Annotated in this window: 15 protein-coding genes; 5 read left to right on the top strand and 10 right to left on the bottom strand. The window is 59.1% G+C overall.

What is annotated here, in order from left to right:
* Positions 1-44: 44 nt before the first annotated feature.
* Positions 45-1,697, bottom strand: coding sequence for an alpha-D-glucose phosphate-specific phosphoglucomutase (locus tag PHQ58_RS03410; protein ID WP_300106918.1), 1,653 nt, complete (start codon positions 1,695-1,697; stop codon positions 45-47).
* 187 nt (positions 1,698-1,884) lie between these two features.
* Here PHQ58_RS03410 and PHQ58_RS03405 point away from each other — a divergent pair, with 187 nt between their 5' ends.
* The 5 genes from PHQ58_RS03405 to PHQ58_RS03385 all read left to right on the top strand — a co-directional run bounded on the left by PHQ58_RS03405 (position 1,885) and on the right by PHQ58_RS03385 (position 7,441).
* Positions 1,885-3,516 (top strand): peptide chain release factor 3, encoded by a 1,632-nt coding sequence (locus PHQ58_RS03405; protein WP_300106916.1) that lies wholly within the window; start codon positions 1,885-1,887, stop codon positions 3,514-3,516.
* Positions 3,517-3,566: 50 nt separating this feature from the next.
* Positions 3,567-4,418, top strand: coding sequence for an HAD-IIB family hydrolase (locus PHQ58_RS03400; RefSeq protein WP_300106913.1), 852 nt, complete (start codon positions 3,567-3,569; stop codon positions 4,416-4,418).
* Positions 4,419-4,438: 20 nt separating this feature from the next.
* Complete coding sequence (locus tag PHQ58_RS03395; protein ID WP_300106911.1) at positions 4,439-4,909, top strand: DUF2721 domain-containing protein; 471 nt, start codon at positions 4,439-4,441, stop codon at positions 4,907-4,909.
* Between the two features lie 94 nt (positions 4,910-5,003).
* Complete coding sequence (locus PHQ58_RS03390) at positions 5,004-5,576, top strand: hypothetical protein (RefSeq protein WP_300106908.1); 573 nt, start codon at positions 5,004-5,006, stop codon at positions 5,574-5,576.
* A 14-nt stretch (positions 5,577-5,590) separates the two neighbouring features.
* Positions 5,591-7,441: a putative nucleotidyltransferase substrate binding domain-containing protein gene (locus PHQ58_RS03385; RefSeq protein ID WP_300106905.1), complete on the top strand. Its 1,851-nt coding sequence runs from the start codon at positions 5,591-5,593 to the stop codon at positions 7,439-7,441.
* An 80-nt stretch (positions 7,442-7,521) separates the two neighbouring features.
* On the opposite strand, the gene PHQ58_RS03380 is transcribed toward PHQ58_RS03385, so the two are convergent.
* The 9 genes from PHQ58_RS03380 to PHQ58_RS03340 all read right to left on the bottom strand — a co-directional run bounded on the left by PHQ58_RS03380 (position 7,522) and on the right by PHQ58_RS03340 (position 21,357).
* Complete coding sequence (locus PHQ58_RS03380) at positions 7,522-8,997, bottom strand: class I SAM-dependent DNA methyltransferase (protein ID WP_300106902.1); 1,476 nt, start codon at positions 8,995-8,997, stop codon at positions 7,522-7,524.
* A gap of 20 nt (positions 8,998-9,017) precedes the next feature.
* Positions 9,018-10,142 (bottom strand): PDDEXK nuclease domain-containing protein, encoded by a 1,125-nt coding sequence (locus PHQ58_RS03375; protein ID WP_300106899.1) that lies wholly within the window; start codon positions 10,140-10,142, stop codon positions 9,018-9,020.
* Between the two features lie 103 nt (positions 10,143-10,245).
* On the bottom strand, positions 10,246-11,820 hold the full coding sequence (locus tag PHQ58_RS03370; protein WP_300106897.1) for a restriction endonuclease subunit S: 1,575 nt from the start codon (positions 11,818-11,820) through the stop codon (positions 10,246-10,248).
* 480 nt (positions 11,821-12,300) lie between these two features.
* Entirely contained in the window at positions 12,301-12,498 is a 198-nt protein-coding gene (locus PHQ58_RS03365; RefSeq protein ID WP_300106894.1) for a hypothetical protein, read from the bottom strand.
* On the bottom strand, positions 12,495-13,100 hold the full coding sequence (locus PHQ58_RS03360; protein WP_300106891.1) for an AbiEi antitoxin N-terminal domain-containing protein: 606 nt from the start codon (positions 13,098-13,100) through the stop codon (positions 12,495-12,497). Before PHQ58_RS03360 ends, PHQ58_RS03365 begins: the two co-directional genes overlap by 4 nt.
* Positions 13,101-13,161: 61 nt before the next feature.
* Positions 13,162-15,960, bottom strand: coding sequence for a DEAD/DEAH box helicase family protein (locus PHQ58_RS03355; RefSeq protein ID WP_300106888.1), 2,799 nt, complete (start codon positions 15,958-15,960; stop codon positions 13,162-13,164).
* Positions 15,961-16,085: 125 nt separating this feature from the next.
* A complete protein-coding gene (locus tag PHQ58_RS03350) occupies positions 16,086-18,251 on the bottom strand; it encodes an exonuclease domain-containing protein (RefSeq protein WP_300106885.1) in 2,166 nt (721 codons plus the stop codon).
* Entirely contained in the window at positions 18,248-18,622 is a 375-nt protein-coding gene (locus tag PHQ58_RS03345) for a response regulator (protein WP_300106882.1), read from the bottom strand. Before PHQ58_RS03345 ends, PHQ58_RS03350 begins: the two co-directional genes overlap by 4 nt.
* On the bottom strand, positions 18,619-21,357 hold the full coding sequence (locus PHQ58_RS03340) for a sensor histidine kinase (protein ID WP_300106879.1): 2,739 nt from the start codon (positions 21,355-21,357) through the stop codon (positions 18,619-18,621). Before PHQ58_RS03340 ends, PHQ58_RS03345 begins: the two co-directional genes overlap by 4 nt.
* Position 21,358: the final 1 nt, after the last annotated feature.

Here is a 21,358-nt window from a genome sequence, read left to right as displayed (position 1 = left end):
TGCAAGCCAAACATCGTAGGGTGTCGGCTTGGTATTCAAACCATTCAGGTGGCCACGCTGGGCCCATCCATGCCGGTGCGTTTGCGGATGCCGGCCACCTGCTCTGCCACGGCAGCCAGCTCAGCCAGCTTTTGCTGCACTGGCTGGTCCTGGCGAACCGGGTCGTCCTCATAACTTTCCAGATAAAGGCGCAGTGTGGCGCCTTCGGTGCCCGTGCCTGACAGGCGAAAGATGACCCGGGCGCCGTCGTCAAACAACAGGCGCACACCCTGGTTTTTGGAGATCGAGCCGTCTACCGGGTCGGTGTAGGCAAAGTCGTCGGTAAGGCTGACAGCACGTTGGCCAAAGGCCCGGCCTGGCAAACTGGGCAAGGCGGCCCTCAAATCAGTCATCAGCGCATTGGCCACGTCCACCGCAATGCCTTCATAGTCGTGCCGGGTGTAGTAATTGCGGCCATAAACGCGCCAATGTGTCTCAACCAAGTCTTGCACCGACTCACCCGTGGCACCCTGCAAACTGAGCCAGAACAAAATCGCCCACAGCCCGTCTTTTTCACGAATGTGGCTGGAGCCGGTGCCGTAGCTTTCTTCGCCACACAGGGTGACACGCCCGGCATCGAGCAAATTGCCAAAAAACTTCCAGCCGGTGGGTGTCTCAAAACATGGCAAACCCAGCGCTTTGGCGACCCGGTCCACCGCAGCCGAGGTGGGCATGGAGCGTGCCACGCCCAACAAGCCATCTTTGTAACCCGGAATCAAAGTGGCGTGCGCCGTCATCAGGGCCAGGCTGTCAGACGGCGTCACGACAAAATTGCGGCCCAACACCATGTTGCGGTCGGCATCCCCATCCATCGCCGCGCCAAAATCCGGCGCATCGGGGGCGCTCATGTGGACAATCAGGTCTTCGGCATTCACCGGATTGGGGTCGGGGTGCAGGCCACCAAAATCTTCCAGCGGCACGGCATTCACCACGCTGCCCTTTGGCGCGCCCAGTTCACCTTCCAGAATGGCCTTGGCATACGGGCCACCGACTGCGTTCATGGCATCTACCCGCAGGGTGAAACCGCGCTTGAACATGCCACGCAGCAGGTCAAAGTCAAACAGCTCGCGCATCACAGCCAAGTAATCCGCCACCGGATCAATCACCTCCACCTGCATCTGCTCAAGTTGCTGCACGCAGAGACGATCAATGTCGATGTCGGGCGCGTTGCTGCTGCGCAATTCACTCAAAACCATGGTGCGGGCAAACACGGCCTCGGTCAGGGTTTCGTTGGCCGGGCCGCCGTTGCTGGCGTTGTACTTGATGCCAAAGTCACCGTCCGGCCCACCCGGGTTGTGGCTGGCTGACAGTACGATGCCGCCAAACGCTTGGCGCCGGCGAATTACCGCACTGACGGCCGGTGTGGACAAAATGCCGCCCTGCCCCAGCAGCACCCGGGCCACGCCGTTGGCTGCGGCCAGTTTCAGAATGATTTGCACGGCGGTGCGGTTATAAAAGCGGCCATCACCGCCAAGCACCAGTGTCTGGCCATGCAAGGCTTGGCCCGATGCGTCAGAGGCGTTGAGCACATCCAGCAGCGCTTGCACAAAATTTTCAAGGTAGTGAGGCTGCATGAACACCCCCACTTTTTTGCGCAAACCAGAGGTACCGGGGCGCTGATCAGTAAAAACCTGAGTGGGAGTGGTGTGGATGGCCATGATGATTGCAATCTAAGGCAGCTGTGACGACTTGAATTTAGCACCAAAACCCCCTCTGAAAGGGGCGTGACCAGCCTTTAAAATACAGGGACTCCTTTGTGGCTGTGCCAGACACCCGGATTTCTGGTCAATCAAGCCGATGCACCTGCACACTGCGCCGCCACGCCCCCAGACTTGAGAACCGCCTGTGACCTACGCTTTTGAAACCCGCCGCCGCCGCACCTTTGCCATCATTTCCCACCCGGATGCCGGTAAAACCACGCTGACTGAAAAACTGCTGCTGTTCTCGGGTGCGATCCAGATCGCAGGCTCGGTGAAAGCCCGCAAGGCCACGCGCCATGCCACCAGCGACTGGATGGAAATCGAGAAGCAACGTGGCATCTCGGTGGCCAGCTCGGTCATGCAGATGGTGTACCGAGACCACGTCATCAACTTGCTTGACACGCCTGGCCACAAAGACTTCTCTGAAGACACTTACCGCGTGCTGACCGCGGTGGACTCGGCGTTGATGGTGATCGACGCGGCCAACGGGGTTGAGTCGCAAACCCGCCGCCTGATTGAGGTTTGCCGCCAGCGCAACACGCCCATCATCACCTTCATCAACAAGATGGACCGCGAAGTGCGCGACCCGTTGGATATTCTGGACGAGGTTGAGCGTGAGCTGGGCATGCCCTGCGTGCCCATGACCTGGCCGGTGGGCCAGGGTAAAACGTTTGCCGGCATCATCAATTTGCGCACCGAAGCCATGACCGTGTTCGAGCCTGGCAGCGACCGCGGCCCGAAAGACTTCACCACGCTGCCGATGAGTGATCAGGCAACCTTGCTGAAACGCTTTGGCCACGAGTTCGAGCTCGCAGTGGAGAGCATGGAACTGGCCACCGGCGCCTCGCCAAAGTTCGATGCTGAGGCCTTTCTGGCTGGCAAACAAACCCCCGTGTTCTTCGGCTCGGGCGTGAACAACTTTGGTGTCATGGAAGTGCTGGACGCGCTGGTTGACCTGGCCCCATCGCCCGGCCCGCGCACCAGCTCATTTGTAGTGAACAAACAACCCGTCATCAAAGAGGTTCACCCGGAAGACGACGCGTTTTCGGGCGTGGTGTTCAAGGTGCAAGCCAACATGGACGCCAACCACCGCGACCGCATTGCCTTTGTGCGCATAGCCAGTGGCAAATATGTGCCGGGCTTGAAGCTCAAGGTGATGCGCACCGGCAAAGAACTGCGCCCGACCAGCGTGGTGACCTTCATGAGCCAGCGCCGCGAGGCCGTGGAAGAAGCCTACGCGGGCGACATCGTCGGCTTCACCACCCACGGCGGCGTGCAGCTGGGCGACACCATCACCGATGGCTCTGTGAACCTGCTGTTCACCGGCTTGCCGTTTTTTGCCCCTGAAATGTTCATGACCGTGGTGCTGAAAAACCCGCTGCGCACCAAGCAGCTGCAGCAAGGTCTGGCCCAGTTGGGGGAAGAAGGTGCCATTCAGGTCTTCAAACCCGAGATGGGTGGCAACATGCTGCTCGGGGCCATTGGCCAGCTGCAGTTTGAGGTGGTGCAGCACCGCCTCAAGGGTGAATACGACGCCGACATTCGGCTGGAAGGCAGCCAGTACACCGGCGCCCGCTGGATCACGGCTGACTCTCCCGCTGAACTGAAAGAGTTCGTTTACGCCTACCCGCAGCGCATGGCGCGTGACGCCGCCAACACCCTGGCCTACCTGTGCACCAGCCCGTATGACGTGCGGCTGGCGCAAGAGCGCTTCCCCAAAATTCACTTCCACCCGCTGCGCGAGCACGCCGGACTGGCGCTGCAAAACGCAGGTTGATGTGAATAGGCGATTGCCGCTTGCTGTCACGGTGTTCTCTAGGTCCGCTCATGACACCACTCTCTGACTGGCCGCTTGAAGACCGCCGCCGCCTCATCGGCGTCTTCACCGACATCGACGACACGCTGACCACTGACGGTGCCATCACCACAGAGGCCTTGCAGGCCTTGTCTGATTTAAAAGCTGCAGGGCTGCATGTGATTCCCATCACCGGGCGGCCGATTGGCTGGTGTGAGCCGTTTGCCAATGGCAACACCGCGCAACACAGCGCGCCATGGGCAGTTGATGCCATCGTGGCAGAAAACGGCGCCGTCGCCTTTACAGCGAATAATTTATGCGGAATTGGCCTCCAGCCCTTATCAAACAAGCGCAAGCAGCTATCAAAAATATACCTTCAAACTGACGCCACGCGGGCCCTCAACGTCACCCGGATGCAGCAAGTGGCAGCCCAGGTGTTGCGTGAGGTGCCAGAGGCCAGGTTGTCGCAAGACTCGCATGGCCGAGAAACCGACATCGCCATTGACCACAGCGAATTTGCCCACCTGCCACCCGACAAAATTGCCCAAGTGGTGGCCATCATGCAAGCCGCCGGCATGACCGCCACCGTAAGCAGCATCCACATCAACGGCTGGTTTGGCGCGCACAACAAGCTCGAAGGCGCGCGCTGGATCGCGCGTGAGTTGTTTGGCCGTGCGCTCGACGCCGAGCTGAGTCAATGGGCCTACGTGGGCGACTCGACCAACGACAAGGTCATGTTTGCGCATTTCCAACACAGCATCGGCGTGGCCAATATTCGCCGCTTTGCAGCCGAACTCACGCACGCGCCGCGCTATATCACCGCAGCAGAACGCGGCACTGGATTTGCCGAAGTAGCCCAGGCAATACTCACAGCGCGGGCTTGAGCCCCTCAAAGGAGACACCCATGTTTTTTGCGAATGACCTCAGCACGGTCAGCCACGGCATTCAGCTGGCTGTGGCCCCGGTGTTTTTACTGACCGCCGTGGCCGGCATGATTGGCACCGTGGCTGGCCGCCTGGCGCGCATCATTGACCGCGCCCGCGTGCTCGAAACCCGCATTGACGCCAGCCCGGCCGACTGTCCGATGACTGCCGCTTTTGGAGAACTGCACCAGTTACGCAACCGTGGCAGATTGGTCAATGGCTGCATTGCACTGCTGACGCTTTGTGCCATCTTGATCGGCTTGACCATCATGGCGCTGTTCCTGGGGGAAACCACCCAGATGCAGATCTTTCGCATTGCCACCGTGTTGTTTCTGTCTGGGGTGACCTGCTTTTTGTTGGCGTTGCTGTGTTTTCTGGCTGAAACACTGATTGCCACGCGCATCCTCAAATTTTCCCGGGGCAAGGCCCCGCTTCCCAATGACACCCCGTGAAGCCCGGGGATCTCAGGGTTAACCCGAATTCAAAGAAACCTAGACAGAATCAGCGCCTAACCGTTGGATAAACTGATGAAAGACACCCTGCGCCATGTCTGACCCCCTTATTGATCTGAGCCACGCGCTGTTCGCTAAAACCGCCGTGGGCCAACAAGAAATTCAGACACGCGCCTTGCGGCTGAGTCCGATCACCCGGCGCTTGCTGATCCTGATTGATGGCAAGCGGCCTGCGCAAGAACTGAGCCCTCTGGTAGCTGGTCACGACCTGAATGAGCTGTTGAACGAGTTGCTGGCCAAAGGCTGTGTTGAAGCCATCGCCAAGCAGCCTGCCGCACCGAGCGCTGTTGTTGCGGCCCCGTTAACACCTGCCGCAAGCCCGGGCAGCGCACCATCAGCGCCACACACAACAAAACTTGCGGACCTGCCTGAGGCCAGCAGCCGCAGCACCAAAGAAGTGGACATGGCACGCCACTTCATGATGAACACCATCAACACCGTGTTCCAGCAAAACACGCGTCTGACCCTAATGGAAGCCATTTTTGCCTGCAAAACCGCTGACGACGTGCGCCGCGTCTATCCCAGGTGGTTAGAGACCATGAGCGCCAGTGCGATTGGCACCAGGCGTCTGCCAGAGTTTCACGAAAAGCTGTTTCAAGTGCTGTAACCAGGACCTCCACCATGCCGCGCGAACCCAAACCCGTCGAATCTCTTGCCAGCGTGCTGGCCAACCACCGCGTTTGGGGACTGATCAGCGCGGCAGACCGCACCGCACTTGAGCCCTTGTTTACCTGCGAAATCCTAGCCAGCTCGGCCATTGTGCTGGCACAAGGCCAGCTGCATACCCGCATGGGGCTGATTCTGAGCGGCGACATCAGCCTGATCGACCCTGACCTGGGGCTGAAAATCCGGCTGCATACCGGGGAAATGTTTGGCTTTGGCGCCACGCCCCAACACCAACTCACCACCTGGGAAGCCAAAGCGACAAGCAGTTGTCGCATTGCGTGGTTGCAGCCTGAAACATTGACCAGCTTGTGCCAACAACATGGCGAACTGGCTTATTTCTTTACCTCGCTGCCAGTCAACGATCCCGCAAGCGACTTGGACACACCCAGCGACGACGCCTTGAACCTACTGAGCACGCCGATTCGCACCCTGATCAAGCGCGCACCCATCACGCTAAGCCCCGGCACCCCGATTCAAACCGTGGCCCAGCTGATGCGCGATTTGCGCGTGTCGTCCGTCTTGCTGGTCGAGCAAGACCACCTGTTCGGCCTGGTGACGGACCGCGACCTGCGCAACCGCGTGGTAGCCCAAGGGCTGGACATCAGCCGCCCAGTGTCCGACATTGCCACGATGGCACCGATGACCGTGAGCGCCAACAGCCCCGCTTTTGAGGCCCTGCTGCTCATGGCACGCCACAACATCCACCACATGCCGGTGATGGAGGGCACAAGCATTCTGGGCATGATCACCACCACCGACCTGACCGAGCAGCACAGCACCTCGGCGGTGTACCTGGCGGGTGACATTTACAAACAGACCACGCTGGAAGGCCTAATATCGATCAGCGGCCGCATCAAGCTGCTGCAGCAACACTTGGCCGCAGCAGACGCCAGCGCCTACAGCACCGGCCACATCATCACCGCCCTCACCGACGCCATCACCATCCGGCTGATCAATATGGCAGAGGCGCAAATGGGCCCGGCACCAATTGAGTATGTCTGGGTGGCCGCCGGCAGCCAGGCGCGCAATGAGCAAACCGCCAAGTCTGACCAAGACAATTGCCTGATGCTCGACGACGCGTTTGATGAGGCCACGCATGGCGCGTACTTCAAGGCGTTCAGCAAGTTTGTCTGTGACGGCCTGGCCGAGTGCGGTTACGTCCACTGCCCGGGCGAGATGATGGCCATGACCGACCAGTGGCGCCAGCCGCGCCGGGTCTGGGCCGAGTACTTTCACAAGTGGGTGGACCAACCCAAGCCCAAGGCCCTGATGCTGACCTGCGTGTTTTTTGACTTGCGCGCGATTCACGGCAAGGCCGAATTGCTTGACGGCCTGCGCCAGCAAGTGGTGCAGCACACCAAGGGCAACAGCCTGTTTTTGGCCCATATGGTCAGCAACGCCCTGAAGCACCGCCCACCACTGGGCATGTTTGGCCAGATCACATTGAGCAAAGGCGGCGACAACCCGCACACCATCGACCTGAAACACACCGGCATCGTGCCGATTGTGGATCTGGCGCGGGTTTACGCCTTGGCCGCCGGTGTCACAGTGGCCAACACCCACGACCGGCTTGAGGTGTCGTCACAAGCTGGCGAAGTCAGCGCCCAAAGTGCCCGCGACTTGCGTGATGCGCTGGAGTTTTTGGGCAAGCTGCGCATTGCCCACCAGGCGCGCCAAATGACGCAAGGCAAGGCACCTGACAACTTCTTGGCACTCGAAGAGTTGTCAAACTTTGAGCGAAGCCACCTGAAAAATGCGTTTGCCGTGGTGCAAACGCTGCAAGATGTGCTCAAACAGCGCTATTAGTTCTTTCAAGTAAAAATAGCTTCTAGCCCTTAAAAATAAATCGTCACAAGCTATTTATTTAATAGCATTCATCGGCTGCATCACATCTTTTGGTGTGAAAGCCCGTGACTCGGCAGCCCCGCCGCCACATCCCGAAAAGCCGCCAGCGCCGCCTCCAGATGGTCGATGATTTCCTGCTGCAACACGTCGGGTGGCGGCAAGTCATCCAGGTTGTCCAGACTGTCATCTTTGAGCCAAAAGATATCCAGGCTGGCTTTGTCCCGCGCCATCAAGTCAGCGTAGGGGTAACACTTGAAGCGCTCGGTCTCGCTGCGCTGGTGGCGGTTTTCGGGGTGGTAACAAGTGATGAAATCCTGCAAATCGTCCAGCTTGAGCGTGCGCGTTTTCAGCGTGAAATGCTTGTTGGTGCGCAAGTCATAAAACCACACCCCTCTCGTATGCACCTTGCCGTCTTTTGGCTTGGCGTCAAAAAACACCACATTCGCCTTCACGCCCTGCGCGTAAAAAATGCCAGTGGGCAGGCGCAGCACCGTATGCACATCGCAGGTTTCCAGCAGCTTGCGTCGAATTTTCTCGCCCGCGCCACCTTCAAACAACACGTTGTCCGGCAGCACCACAGCCGCCTGGCCGTTGTCTTTCAGGATGGTGACGATGTGCTGCAAAAAGTTCAGCTGCTTGTTGGACGTGGTCTCCCAAAAATCCTGCCGCTCGTAGGTCAGCGCATCGCGGTCTTCATCGCCCTCGGCATTGGTGATGGTCATGCTGCTTTTCTTGCCAAACGGCGGGTTTGCCAGCACATAGTCAAAACGCTGGCCGGGGTCGGCAATCAGCGCGTCGGCCCGGTCCACCGTGGGCTCACCGGTCAGGTCGCCAATGTTGTGCAAAAACAGATTCATCAGACACATGCGCCGCGTTCCTGCCACGATCTCGTTGCCGTGGAAGGTCTGGTTGCGCAAAAACTCCGCCGCCTTGCGGTTCAGGCTTTGCCCCAGCAACCACTGCTGCGCGCCCAAAAAGAAACCACCCGTACCGCAGGCCGGATCGGCAATGGTTTTAAGCGGCTCCGGGCGCACGCACTCCACCATCGCCTGAATCAGCGCGCGCGGCGTGAAGTATTGGCCGGCGCCGCTCTTGGTGTCTTCGGCATTCTTTTGCAGCAGCCCTTCGTACAAGTCGCCCTTGGTGTCGGCGTCCATGCCAACCCAGCTCTCGGCATCAATCAGCTGCACCAGCCGTGACAGCTTGGCCGGGTCCTGAATCTTGTTTTGCGCCTTGAAAAAGATCGCTCCCAACATGCCCGGCTCCTGCCCCAGCTTGTGCAGCGTCGCCAGGTATTGCGCCTCCAGCGGCTCACCCACTTTGGTTTTCAGGTGAGGCCAGTCAAAACCGGTGGGGATGTGGGTGTCGCGGTTGTAGGGCTCCTGCGCGTATTCGTGCGCCATTTTCAGGAACAGCAAGTAGGTGAGCTGCTCCAGATAGTCGCCATAACCCACCCCGTCGTCGCGCAAGGTGTGGCAAAAGTTCCAGACTTTCTGGATGAGGGAGGAAGTGTTCATAGATGTTGCGTCATTCGTTTTTATGGTTTTTTACCGGCGCCATCAAGCAAAGCAGCGTCAACGCCGCTGAACTCCGCTTCAATCGCTTCAATACTAGGCAGCACGCTTTGTAGCGTACGGGGAAGCGCACGGGTCAGTTCGTAGCTGGCAATGCCAATCGGCTTGTCAATGCCGCGTAGCGCGTACTCAGCCAGCACGTTGTCTTTACCCTGGCACAGCATCAAACCGATGGTGGGCGCGTCACTGGCGTGTCGCAGCGTATCGTCCACCACATTGCAGTAAAAATTAATCTTGCCCGCGTATTCGGGTTTGAAATCCCCGCGTTTGAGCTCAATCACCAGATAGCAGCGCAGTTTCAGGTGATAAAAAAGGAGATCGATATAAAAGTCGTTCTCACCCAAGGTCAAGTGATATTGCCGCCCAACAAACGCAAAACCCTGCCCGAGTTCCAGCAAAAACTTCTCAAGGTGCTGCACCAACCCAACCTCCAGCTCACGTTCGTGAAAGAGCGAGTCCAGCGTCAGAAAGTCGAAAATGTAGGGATCTTTCAGCGCCTGCTGCGCCAAATCAGATTGAGCGGCAGGCAAGCGCGTGGCGAAGTTGGTCACCGCTTGGCCTTGGCGAGCGTGGGCCGCGCCATCGATCTGCAATGCCAGGACGTTTCTGCTCCAGCCGCACGCCAGCGTTTGCACCATGTACCAGCGACGTTGCAAAGTGTCTTTAACGCGTTCCAGCAAAAGAATGTGATGCCCCCAAGGCAGTGACAGCATGGGCAACGGCCCTGTTTGGGTTTCATTTAGTGCCACAGCTTGTGGCACTTTTGCCGGAGCCTCCACTTGTGCCACAGGCTGTGGCACAAATGTGAGTTCTTGCGCGTAGGCCCTGTAAAACGCCAACATGCGTTTCAAATTGCGTTCTGAAAACCCCTTCACCTCCGGCAACTCGTTGCGAATATCCAGCGCCAGCCGGGGAATCACGCCCGCACCCCAGCCCTCTTCGGCTTGCCGTGCATCCAGCAATTGTCCAATCTGCCAATACAAACGAATCAACTCGGCATTGACCGCCAGCACCGCATGCGTCTGGGCCGTTTGAATGCGGGTTTTGATCTCAATCAGCAGGCCGCTGTAGTGCGTCAGATCATTCATGGTGCGTTTGTTGTGATTGGTGCAGGGAGGGCTGGACGCAAAGTCGCATTGAAAACCCTCACTGCCAATTGTCACGACAATTGACACTCCAGTATTTTGTTGCTCACGCCGCCCCCTTCTTCTTGCCGCGGCCCCGCGCCGCACCGGTTTCGCGCGCGGCCCGTTCGGCCCGGATGCGCGCCAGCAGCGCGCTAGCGGGTTCATCGGCGGGGTCTTGCGGCACCAGCTGGCCGGAGAAGGCGGCTTGCAGGATGTTTTTGCGTTGGGCGGCGGATTGTTTGAGGCTGATTTCAAGAGCGACTCTTTGCTGGTTGAGTTGCTCAAATCGAACACACAGTGTTCGATTAATTTCTGTTTGCTCGTCCAATGGAGGCAATGGGAAATAGATTGATTTGACGATCTGCAAGTTCAAATTTGGCTGAACACCACCAGACGCTTGCTCCCGCATTTTCTCGTAGCTTTTCAACAAAAAAGCCTTCAGATACGCCTTACAGCCTTGCGCCGAAGGCCCCAACACAATTGCTGCAATGGCTTGGTTGATGGTCGCGGCAATCAGCAACTCCGCGCACTTACCCCGAGTCTTGCCTTCCCCATACATTGCCAACAATAACGAACCTGCGGGGTAAAGCTCAAGCCTACATTGCTCTACTGCGAATGTCGTCACTTGTTCGTTGGCGCTATTGACTGTTTCACTATTCAGCGCACCGCTGGTCACCCAAGGAATTGTTCCGCCATCGAAATAAGCAATTTTGGAGCGCAACGGTGTAACTCCTGTTCCAACATGCGCAAGCTGATCAACCGTAGCCCAAACCCACCCCGCCGGCAACGCTGGCAAACCGGTGGTCTCGGGGGCGACGGGGGCGGGGTATTTGGATTGCCAGTCTTTGGGCGGAGGTTTGCCTTGGGCCTGGAATTTGGCAAGTTGGCGGGTTTCCCAGCGACTGCGGCGCTCGGTCAGGATGCGGGCCAGCAGCGCGGCGCCGGATTCGGCGGGGGCTACTTTATTCGTTTTACCTGCTGGACCGGCGTGCTGGGCCGCACGCCAGTCGGCGGTGAGCGCGCCTTCGACCGCCGCTTTCAGCAGCGACTGGCGGTATTGCCCCAGCTTTTTCTGCGCCGCCTTGAGTTCAGCCACGCCCGCGTCCAGGTCGGACAGCAGTTCTTCGAGCTTGGCGACGATACGGGTTTGTTCGGCGGCGGGGGCGACTGGAAACGGAATCAGTGCCGCTTTAGCGCCTGAAATTTCAAGAAAAGTAGTACCGCTGGCAAGTTTTTCTGCAAGGGGTTTCGCACTTGTCAGCCAGTAATACAAATAGTCAGAGTCACAGCCCTTGGCTGGCACGAAACTCTTAAAACCTTGGTTGGTGGTGACCGGCTGCGAAGCAATTGCAACATAGCCAATGGGCGCGCGCGAACTAAATAAAACCGAGCCTTTCGGGAGCCAGCGAGCTCCAGAGCCCTCCAATCCCTTTGCGGAAATCAACCTCGCGCCATTCGCAATAGTTTTTCCAACGTGTGCAGACATATCGGCTGGTGTGATCCATGGAATGTCACCCCCAAAATTCCCCGCGTTGATCGTGGAAGGAGTCCCGCCGCCGATTACATCGGCAATTTCGCCAATACCCACCCATTGCCATGTATTCGGAAGCTCCCAACGGTCATTCTGAAATTCACTCACGTCCCCACCCCCAAAAACACGCCAAACAACCCCAAGCACCAAACCCCAGAAACCGCCAGCGCCTCTTGGCGTAACCCGCGAAATTGGGGTCTGAGCCAGCGCCCTGCGGGCTTGGATCCGACCCCAAATTCGCTCTGCCAGCGATATTCGCGTTGTTGCCCTGCTTTGCGCTGCCAACTGATTTCGCTCCGCTGTCCAAATGCGTGCTGTCGCCCTATTCCGAGCGGTGAGCCTGCGCTAGCGTGTTGCATTAAATTTATAACAAATCGGGCTCTAGCCCCTATACTACTTGCGTAAGCAGCTATAAATTCAATAGCGAATCGCAGAAGCATCAACGCCCACAACGGGCGCCCGCCAGTGGCGGCTTGCAAGGTTTTAACAGTCATCGGTAGGGTGGTTTCTTTAGGGTGAACTTCAGATCATTTTTACAAGCCAAATTGGCATCTAGCCCTTATAGAACATGCGCAAGCAGCTATCAATTTAACAGTCCAAATCTTTCTGGTGTCGCACGGCCACGATCAGGGCGGTTTGCTCATCGACACGACAGACAGGCGGCGCCACATCGTGGCCTGCTTCGAGCTTAGCCAGCCAGTCATCGGCTTCGTCTTGGGTGACGTGCAGACCGGTGGCCTGGTAGTCGTTCCATGCCCGAATGGCATCCTGAAGGTTGCCGCTCATTGAATGACCTCCAGATAAGGCCGCATCACGTTGGCGACGCGGCAGATTTTGGCGTAATGCCAGAGGTCGGCGGCGGTGGCTTTCTTTTGTGCGAGTGCGTCTTTCAGGGCCTCCAGCGCCACGTCCAGCCCAATCTTGTTGCGGTGCTTGAAGCAGTCCGCCACCGTCTTGGCGACGCCATACACCCGAAGCGGCACTTGGTCTCGCTCGAAAACTTCAATGCCTTCGGAATAGGCTGCACCGGTGAACTGGACCATCTTGAGGGGCGGGTAGTCGATCTTGGGCGCATGGCTGCCCCGGGGCATGGCGATCCAGACTTGACGGGGGAGCTGGGTAGTCAGCTCGTGAAACTGCAGCGCCGTGAGCAGGCAAAACACAGCCTGCGGAACTTGGGTCGCAATGGCGGTCAGGCTCTCGTGCTCTGAGGCTTGGGCACCTGGCAGGCGGTAGAGGCCGCGCCCCACTTTTTCAAGTTGCCCGCTGGCGGCGAGTCGGGTCAACGCCGCCCGTGCAGCACCCGCGCCCGTCAGGTCACAAGGACGGAGCATGCCGCGCTGTGATGCCAGCGTGAGGATGCGTTGGGCGTGGGTGTCTTGGCGCATGGTTGGCGAATTATGATTCATTTATTCGTCGAATATAAATTAATGACGAATTTATAAAGCATTACGCCACCAGCGCCTCGTTCATCTCGCCCATCAGCGCGTCGAGTTGGTTGCCAAACACGCTCCACACTTTTTGCAGGCCGCCTTGGGCGGCCAGTTCGGCGTAGTCAAAGTCGGCGCGGGTGATGCAGCAGCTGGCGGCGATGTGGTCTTTCATCAGGCGCAGCCACTCGGTTTGCTCGGGCGTGAAGGCGGTGGCACGTTGGGCGTTGTGGCGCCAGATCCAGTCGGCAAACCGCAGGTTGACCTGATCGGCAAAGGGGCTGAGTTCGAGCGTGTCAGCGCCCGCGCCTTGCAGGCCAATGGCGAAGCGCACCAGCGCCACCAGGTCGGTGAGCTGGCGTTTGGCGTCTGCCCCTTTGACTTGACTGGCTTGAACGCGGGCGTAGGCGCTCCACAGCTTCTCGGTGGTGAGCATCAGCGGCGGGCGGCTCAGGCGCTCGTGCAGGTCTTCGATCATGTCGAAGGTCAAGGCGCGGCGGGCGTAGGGCTGCTGGTAGAAAAAGGCCAGCGCCTCGATCTCGGTTTTGTGCTGTGCGATGTAGTCGGCAAAGGTCTGGATGACTTTTTGCGCTACTTCAGCCGCCTGCGCGCTGTAGCCGCTGAAGGTGACTTTATCGAGGTTGATGTGGTCGATGAGTTGCTCGCGCTCGCGCCGGGCGGTCTCGATTTCTTCACGCAGCGCGGGTTGGTCAAACGGCTGGCAGGCGGCCGCCACACGCAGGGCACGGGCGGCGGCGATTTCATCCGGGGCAAGCGTGTCCTCAGAACGGGTGATGCCTTGGGCTTGCGCGGTGGCGAGGGCTTGCTGGGTGATTTTGTCGGCGTCCAGCGCCAGCACCAGGCCTTTGCCAAGCTCGCCCACCGGGATACCGCCGGAGGCTCTTTCAATCCGCTGCAGGGCTTTGGTGTCGAGCTGTTTGGCCAGGCGCACCAAGCGGTTGGCCAGACTCAAAACGGTGTCGTCGTCACGGTGGCCCATGGCGATGCCTTGCAGCAGGTCTTTGAGGGCGATGCCGGGCTTTTTCTCTAGCGGGCGGCTTTCGGTTTTGAGGGATTTCTCCACGCCCACGGCGTCGATCAGCACAAAGCGGGCTTTGGCACTGTCGGCACTGTTGCTGACCTTTTTGAGGGCGTCAAAACCGAGGCTGCGCACGCCCCGGCCTTTCATTTGCTCGTAATAGCCTTTGCTTCGCACGTCGCGCATGAAGAGCAGCACTTCGAGCGGTTTCACGTCGGTGCCGGTGGCGATCATGTCTACGGTGACGGCGATGCGCGGGTTGAACTCGTTGCGAAAGTTGCTCAGGATGGTGTCGGCGTCCTCAATGGCTTTGTAGGTGACTTTTTTGCAGAAGTCGTTGCCCTGGCCGTAGACCTCGCGCACCATGTGGATGATGTCGTCGGCGTGGCTGTCGGTTTTGGCGAAGATCAGGGTTTTGGGCACCTCTTTGCGCGTGGGGAAAATTTGCGCCTCTACCGCTGTTTTCATGGCCTGGATCACTTGCCGGATTTGGCTGGGGTTGACCACGGAGCGGTCGAGTTCTTTGCCGGTGTAGGGCGTGTCTTCTTCGGTCTCCAGCCAACGCTTTTTGCGAGTCTGGCGGTCGCGGTGGTCCACCCACTCTTGCGCTTTGAGCTCGGCGCCTTTTTGGGTGATGTCGGTTTCGATCAAATACACGTCGTAGCCGACATTGACACCATCCACCACCGATTGTTCGTAGCTGTATTCGGCCACGATGTTCTCGTTAAAAAAGCCGTAGGTGCGTTTGTCGGGCGTGGCGGTGAGGCCGATGAGGTAGGCGTCGAAGTAGTCCAGCACCTGCTTCCACAGGTTGTAAATGCTGCGGTGGCATTCGTCGATGACGATGAAGTCAAAGGTCTCGACCGGAATAGTGGCGTTGTAGCGCACCAGCTTGGCTTGCTGTTGGCGCTGTTGCACTTCGCCCAGCGGCACGTCTTCGGCCGACTCGTCAATGGGCTCGCCGGACAGCACCGAATACATGCGCTGGATGGTGGAGATGACGACTTGTGCGTGCGGGTCAATCGCGCTGCTGCTAAGGCGCTGCACGTTGTACAGCTCGGTGAATTTGCGGCCATCGTCGGGCGGCGTGTAGGCCATGAATTCTTGGTGCGCCTGTTTGCCGAGGTTGCGCGTGTCCACCAAAATCAGGATGCGCTTGGCACCGCCAAATTTGAGCAGCCGGTAAATGGAAGAGATGGCGGTGAAAGTTTTGCCCGCGCCAGTGGCCATGTGGACCAGCGCGCGGGGCTTGTTCAGCGCCAGCGAGACCTCCAGCCCCGTGACGGCGCTGACTTGGCACTGGCGCAGGTTGCGCTCAGGCAGCGCGGGCATGTTGTCTTTTAAACGACGGCGCAGGGTGTCGGGCTGGGCCAGCCATGCGGCCAGCGTGTCGGGCGTGTAGAAGTGGAAGATTTCACGCGCTCTTGGGGCCGGGTCGCGGCCATCGGTGAAGCGGATGATCTGGCCGGTGGACTCAAACAGAAACGGCAGCGGGGTTTTGTCTTTGCGCCATTTGAGGGTGGCGTTGGCGTAGCGGGCGGTTTGCGCTTCGTGCGCGCTGAGGTTTTCACCCGCCTCGTCGCGCTTGGCTTCGATCACGCCCGCCGCGATGCGATTGACGAACAGCACGTAGTCGGCCGGGCCGCCATCGGTGGGGTATTCGCGCACGGCCACGCCAACTGCGGCGCCGAGGTTAAGAAGCTTTAGGTCTTGCACCAGCCAGCCCGCCTGGGCCAGTTTTTGGTCGATCTGTTCTCTGGCTTTGGCTTCTGGTGTCATTGTTTTATTCCCTTGCAGTGCATTCTAGGCGCAGCAAGAGAAATATATAACAAATCGGCCTCTAGCCCATTAAAAACAAGCGTCAGTAGCTATTATTTACATAGCACAAAGACAGGACAACTGGTTCAGTACTTCAACCTTGCGTAATACGTCTTTTGCGCCGCTTCCCTGGCCTGGCGCAAGGTGGTGATGCCCATGGCTTGCAGCAAAGGCAGCAGGCGCAGCCAGACTTCTGCGGTCACAAAAGCATCCCCCAGCGCGGTGTGGCGGCCCAGCACGGTGATGTTGAAGCGCTCGGCAATGGCCTCCAACCGATGCGATTCCTGGGCCGGGTGCACCACAGCCGACAGCAGCAAGGTATCGAGCACCGGGTGGTTGAACACCAGTCCGGTGTGGCGCTCTTGCAGCTGCAAAAACTTCATGTCAAAAGCGGCGTTGTGCGCCACCAGCACGGTGTCCTGGGCGAAGGTGTAAAACGCCGGCAGCACCTCGGTGATCGGCGGCTTGCCCTTGACCATGTCTTGCGTGATACCGTGAATCGGAATGGTGGCCGCCGGAATCAGCCGCCCGGGGTTCACCAGTTGCTCAAAACTTTCCTGGCGCAGCAACTTGCTGTTGACAATACGCGCCGCACCAATCTGGATGATTTCATCGCCCTCAGACGGGTTCAGGCCGGTGGTTTCGGTGTCAAACACGGTGTAAGACAACTCGCTGAGCAGCCGGTCTTCCAGCGCATGGGTTTGCTCGGTGCTCTGAAACAAGTCAAAGTCGTAAAACTCGGGGCGGCTGTCGTTTTGCAAAATTTGCGTGGCTTCAAGCTGCTCTTGCACACTGGCCAGCGGCAGCAAAAACCTGAAGAAAGCCTCGTGGCGCACACGTTCGCGCTCAAACCACATTTCGCCACCATGGCGCTCCACCACATCGCGCACGGTGAGCGGCGTGCTCTCTGCACCAAAACGCATGCTGTCCATTTCCCAGCTCATCACGGTTTCGGTGCTCATGACCTGGCCGGTCCAGATCAGGTCGAGCTGGGCGCGGTTGCCAGACGCTTGCAGACGAATGCGGAAGAACTTCACATCAAATTCATCCACCAGACGCATCGCCAGGTAGTCCAGCGCCTGCGTCAGGCTGAAGCTATCTACTTTCAGCCAGACTGACGCGTCAAGGTTTTCCAGCGTGACGGGGCGTTGGTTACGGGCTTCAATGCGGCGCTGGGTGGCTAGCAACACATCGGCCCCCAGCATTTCTTCCAGCGGCCAGCGGGCTTTGAGGCCTTGCGTGGCCTGCTGCGTCATGTCGGTGATGCGGACACCCATGCTTTGCACTTCTTCGCGCACCACAGCCAAAAAACGTTCCCGCATGTCGGCTTCCAGGTCGGGGTAAGCCAGCATGTCGACGGCGGCCTGAATGTTGGCCAGCGACGAGCGGCTGCCCTCGGTCAGGCCATGCAAGAGTTGGTCGCGCACATGCTCTTCTTCAAAGGCGCGGGTCACGTTGTCAAGCATCATCACAAAGCCACTGACCTCGGCCGCGCCGCCCGACTCGTCACCGTTGCGTACCGGGGCCATTTGTACCTTGAGCAACTGCCCGGCCTGCGTGGTGGTGACAAACTGGGCCGACGGGCTGCCCGCACCACGGCTGATGCGCTGCTGGATGCTTTCCAACGCATGCGCCACCAGTTGCCGGTCAAACACCGCGTAAATGGAGCGCCCGATGCCCACCAGTTCGGCACCGCCAGCCAGCGTGGGTGCCACAGACAAGGCCTTGAATTGCAGGCGGGCACGGCTGTTGTACAAAATGATGCGGCCATCCAGATTGCACACCACCACGCTTTGCGTGAGTTCGGCCATCAGCGCGGCGAGGCGGTTTTTTTCCTGCTGCACGCTCAAGCTGGCCTGGGCGATTTGTTGTGCCACGTCTTCGCGCAGGGTGTCACGCTGGGTGGCCAATTGAAAAATCACCTCGGCCAGAGCCTGGGTCTCTTTGGTGCCTTGGTGGTCCATGGGCGCAGCTTGCGGTGCCGCCAGCAACACCTGGGTTTGCTCCAGCAAGCGCGCAGGTGCCGAGGCATAACGCCGAAACAGCCAGCGCAGCGTGGCACCAATGGCCACCAGACCGAACACCCAGGTCATGCCTATCAGTACAAACCTGGGCGCCAGTTGCTCGGCCACCAGGGCACGTTGCTCAGGCGCCAGCGTCGACGCAATCAGCCCAATGGTGAGCAGCAGCCAGACCACGGTGGCCAGACCGATCACGCCGATGGCAAATATCAGTCGGCGATCGAGCTTCATTTGGTCTGGCCTAACATTTCTGCCACTTTTTGCGCCAGATCGCGGGTTGAAAACGGCTTGGTCATGTAGGCATCTGCCCCCATGGCCGTGCCCTTGGCCACATCGGTATCGCGCCCCTTGGCGGTGAGCATCAGGATTTTGACGCCTTGCAAGGCATCGTTGGCACGCACTTCCTGGCACACCTCAAAGCCGGTTTTCTTTGGCATCATCACATCGAGCAGCACCAGGTCGGGCAACTCGCGCGCAATCGCGTCCAGTGCCTCCTGACCATCACGCGCCACCACCACGGTGTAGCCTTCGCGCTTGAGCAGGTACTCCAGCGAAATCACGATGTTCGGCTCGTCGTCGGCCACCAGTATTTTTGGGTTCATGTCGGTCTCCTCATGTCATTATTTTTTGGCAAGGTAAAGCAAAACGCCGCACCCTGCCCCGGGCTGGATTCGAGCCACAGGCGTCCACCGAAATGCGCCACAATTTGTCGGCTGATGGGCAATCCCAAACCCGTGCCTTGCGGCCGGTTGGCGGCGTCCCCTCCCTGGCGAAATCTCTCAAAAATCAGCGCCTGCTGTTCTGCACTCACCCCGGGGCCGTTGTCAGTCACCCGAACGGTCACGCCATCATCGTCGCGGCTCAGGCTTACACCAACCCGACCACCGGGCACAGGCACAAACTTGGCGGCATTGGAGAGCAAATTGAGCATCACCTGCATCAACCGGTCGGGGTCGGCCAGCAGCACCACAGGCTGATCCGGCAGGCTCACGGTGACCTGGGTTTGGCGCTCCTTGAACAGCTCGGCGGTGGTGGCCACCGCTTGCTGCACCAACGCACTCAAATCCACGTCTTCGGTGTGCCACTCGGCGTGGCCTGATTCAATCTTGGCCATGTCCAGCACCTGATTCACCAGGCGTGACAGGCGTTCAGTCTCGCTCACAATGATTTCGATGAACTGTTTTCGCTGCGCCAGGTCAATCTTGGGGTCATCGCGCATCAGCTCGGCCAGCGCCCGGATCGATGTGAGCGGCGTGCGCAGCTCATGGGTGACAGACGACATGAAGTCATCTTTGAGGCGGTCCAGGCTTTTAAGCTGCTCATTGGCGGCGCGCAGTTCGGCGGTGGCGCGCTCCAGCGAGTTGGATTTTTCTTCCAGCTCCAGGGAGTGCGCGCGAATCTGCGAAGTTTCGTCCAGAATGCGCAACACGTCATCGGGCGTCAGGGTCTCTTCCTCGACACTGCTGGCCACCAACACTCGGGCCGAGGCACTGCCCACGGCACCGGCCAGCTGGGTTTCCACAAAATGCACCAGCCGCGCGTCGGGTGCAATCGCGGCCAGACCAGGTACCCCGACCTGACGCGCGTAACCCTCAAACAGCGCTCGCGCCCGTTCTGCGCCCAAAAACCGCCCACACAGGCGCAGTAAATCAGGCACCGTGGCGCGGCCGCGCCAAAACACCGGGCGCGCCGTGGTGGTGCGCTCAAACACATCCACAAACAGCAGCGCCTGGCTGGCCTCCTGGCCCGATGGCGCCCGCCATAGCGACAAGCCCACGTAAGCGCCAATATTGGCCAACAAGCTCCAAAACAGTGAATGCGTCAAGTTGTCCAGCCCATGCAAGCCCAGCAATTGCTCGGGACGGAGCCAGGCCAGGCCCCACAAACCCTGCGTCAAAAAGGCATCACTGAGCCAGCCCGACTTGGCCAGCGAAGGCAACATCAACGTGAAGCCCCACATCACAAAACCGGCCAGCAGCCCCACCAACGCACCCAGACGGGTGGCACCCTTCCAATACAACCCACCCAGCACGGCCGGGGCAAACTGGGCCACCGCGGCAAAACTGATCAAGCCAATGCTGACCAGCGCATAAGCCTCACCGGCCAGATGAAAGTACACATAACCCAGCACCAATACCACCAAAATGGCGGCACGGCGAATCAGCAACAGCACCCGGGTGAAATCGTGCCCGGCCTCTGATTTGAAATGGGCCGTGCGCAGCAGCAGCGGCATCACCAACTCATTGCACACCATGGTGGACACGGCGATGGTTTCCACAATGACCATGCCGGTGGCCGCAGACAGGCCGCCAATGAAGGCAAACAAGGCCAGTGCCGGCTGCCCTGCGGCCAAGGGCAGCGAGAGCACAAAGTTGTCGGCATTGAGCTTGGCACCGTCAAAGTACAACAAGCCGCCCAGGGCAATCGGCAACACAAACAAGTTGATGGCCAGCAGGTACAGCGGAAACACCCAGACGGCACGGCGCAAATGGCTCTCGCGCACGTTTTCCACCACCATCACCTGAAACTGCCGCGGCAAAAAAATCACCGACAGCATCGACAGCAGCGTCAAGGCAAACCACTGCGTCCACGCAAAGCTACCACTCTGCTCCAGTCGCAACAATTTGGCGAGCTCAGGCACCGCTTGGGCCCGTGAAAACAAGTCGCCCAAGCCATTGAACATGCCGTACACCACAAACAGCCCCACAGCCAGAAAAGCGATCAGTTTGACCACCGACTCAAACGCAATCGCTGCCACCATGCCCTCATGGCGTTCGGCTGAATCCAGATGCCGGGCGCCAAACACCATGGTGAACCCGGCCAGCGCCAGCGCCATGTAGAAGGTGCTGTCTTGCGTCCAGTGTGTTTGCACGGGCAAACCACTCAGGTTTGCGGCCGTAAGCAAGCCGTAGCCAGCAGACACCGCCTTCAGTTGCAACGCAATGTAGGGCACGATGCCCACCACCGCAATCAGCGTCACCAAGCCGGCCAGCAACGGGCTTTTGCCATAACGGCTGCCAATGAAGTCGGCAATGGAGGTGATGCGGTAGGTTTTGGCAATGCGGATCATCTTGCGCAGCACCAGCCAGCCCAGCACCATGGCCAGCGTGGGCCCCAGGTAAATCGGCAAAAACCAGATGCCACCCGAGGCCGCGCGACCGACACTGCCAAAATAAGTCCAGGCGGTGCAGTACACCGCCAGCGACAAGGCATAGACCCAGGGGTTGGCAATGACCGAGCGACCCTGGGCAGCGCGCCAGTCACCAAAACTTGCCACCGCAAACAGCAACAGCAAATAGGCAAAAGAAGCACCAATGACCAGCGCAGGCGACAACATG

Origin of the sequence: Rhodoferax sp. (genome assembly GCF_028688795.1) — a bacterium.
In the GTDB taxonomy this organism is placed as follows: Bacteria; Pseudomonadota; Gammaproteobacteria; order Burkholderiales; family Burkholderiaceae_C; genus Rhodoferax.
This window is presented reverse-complemented; position numbering and strand designations above follow the sequence as displayed.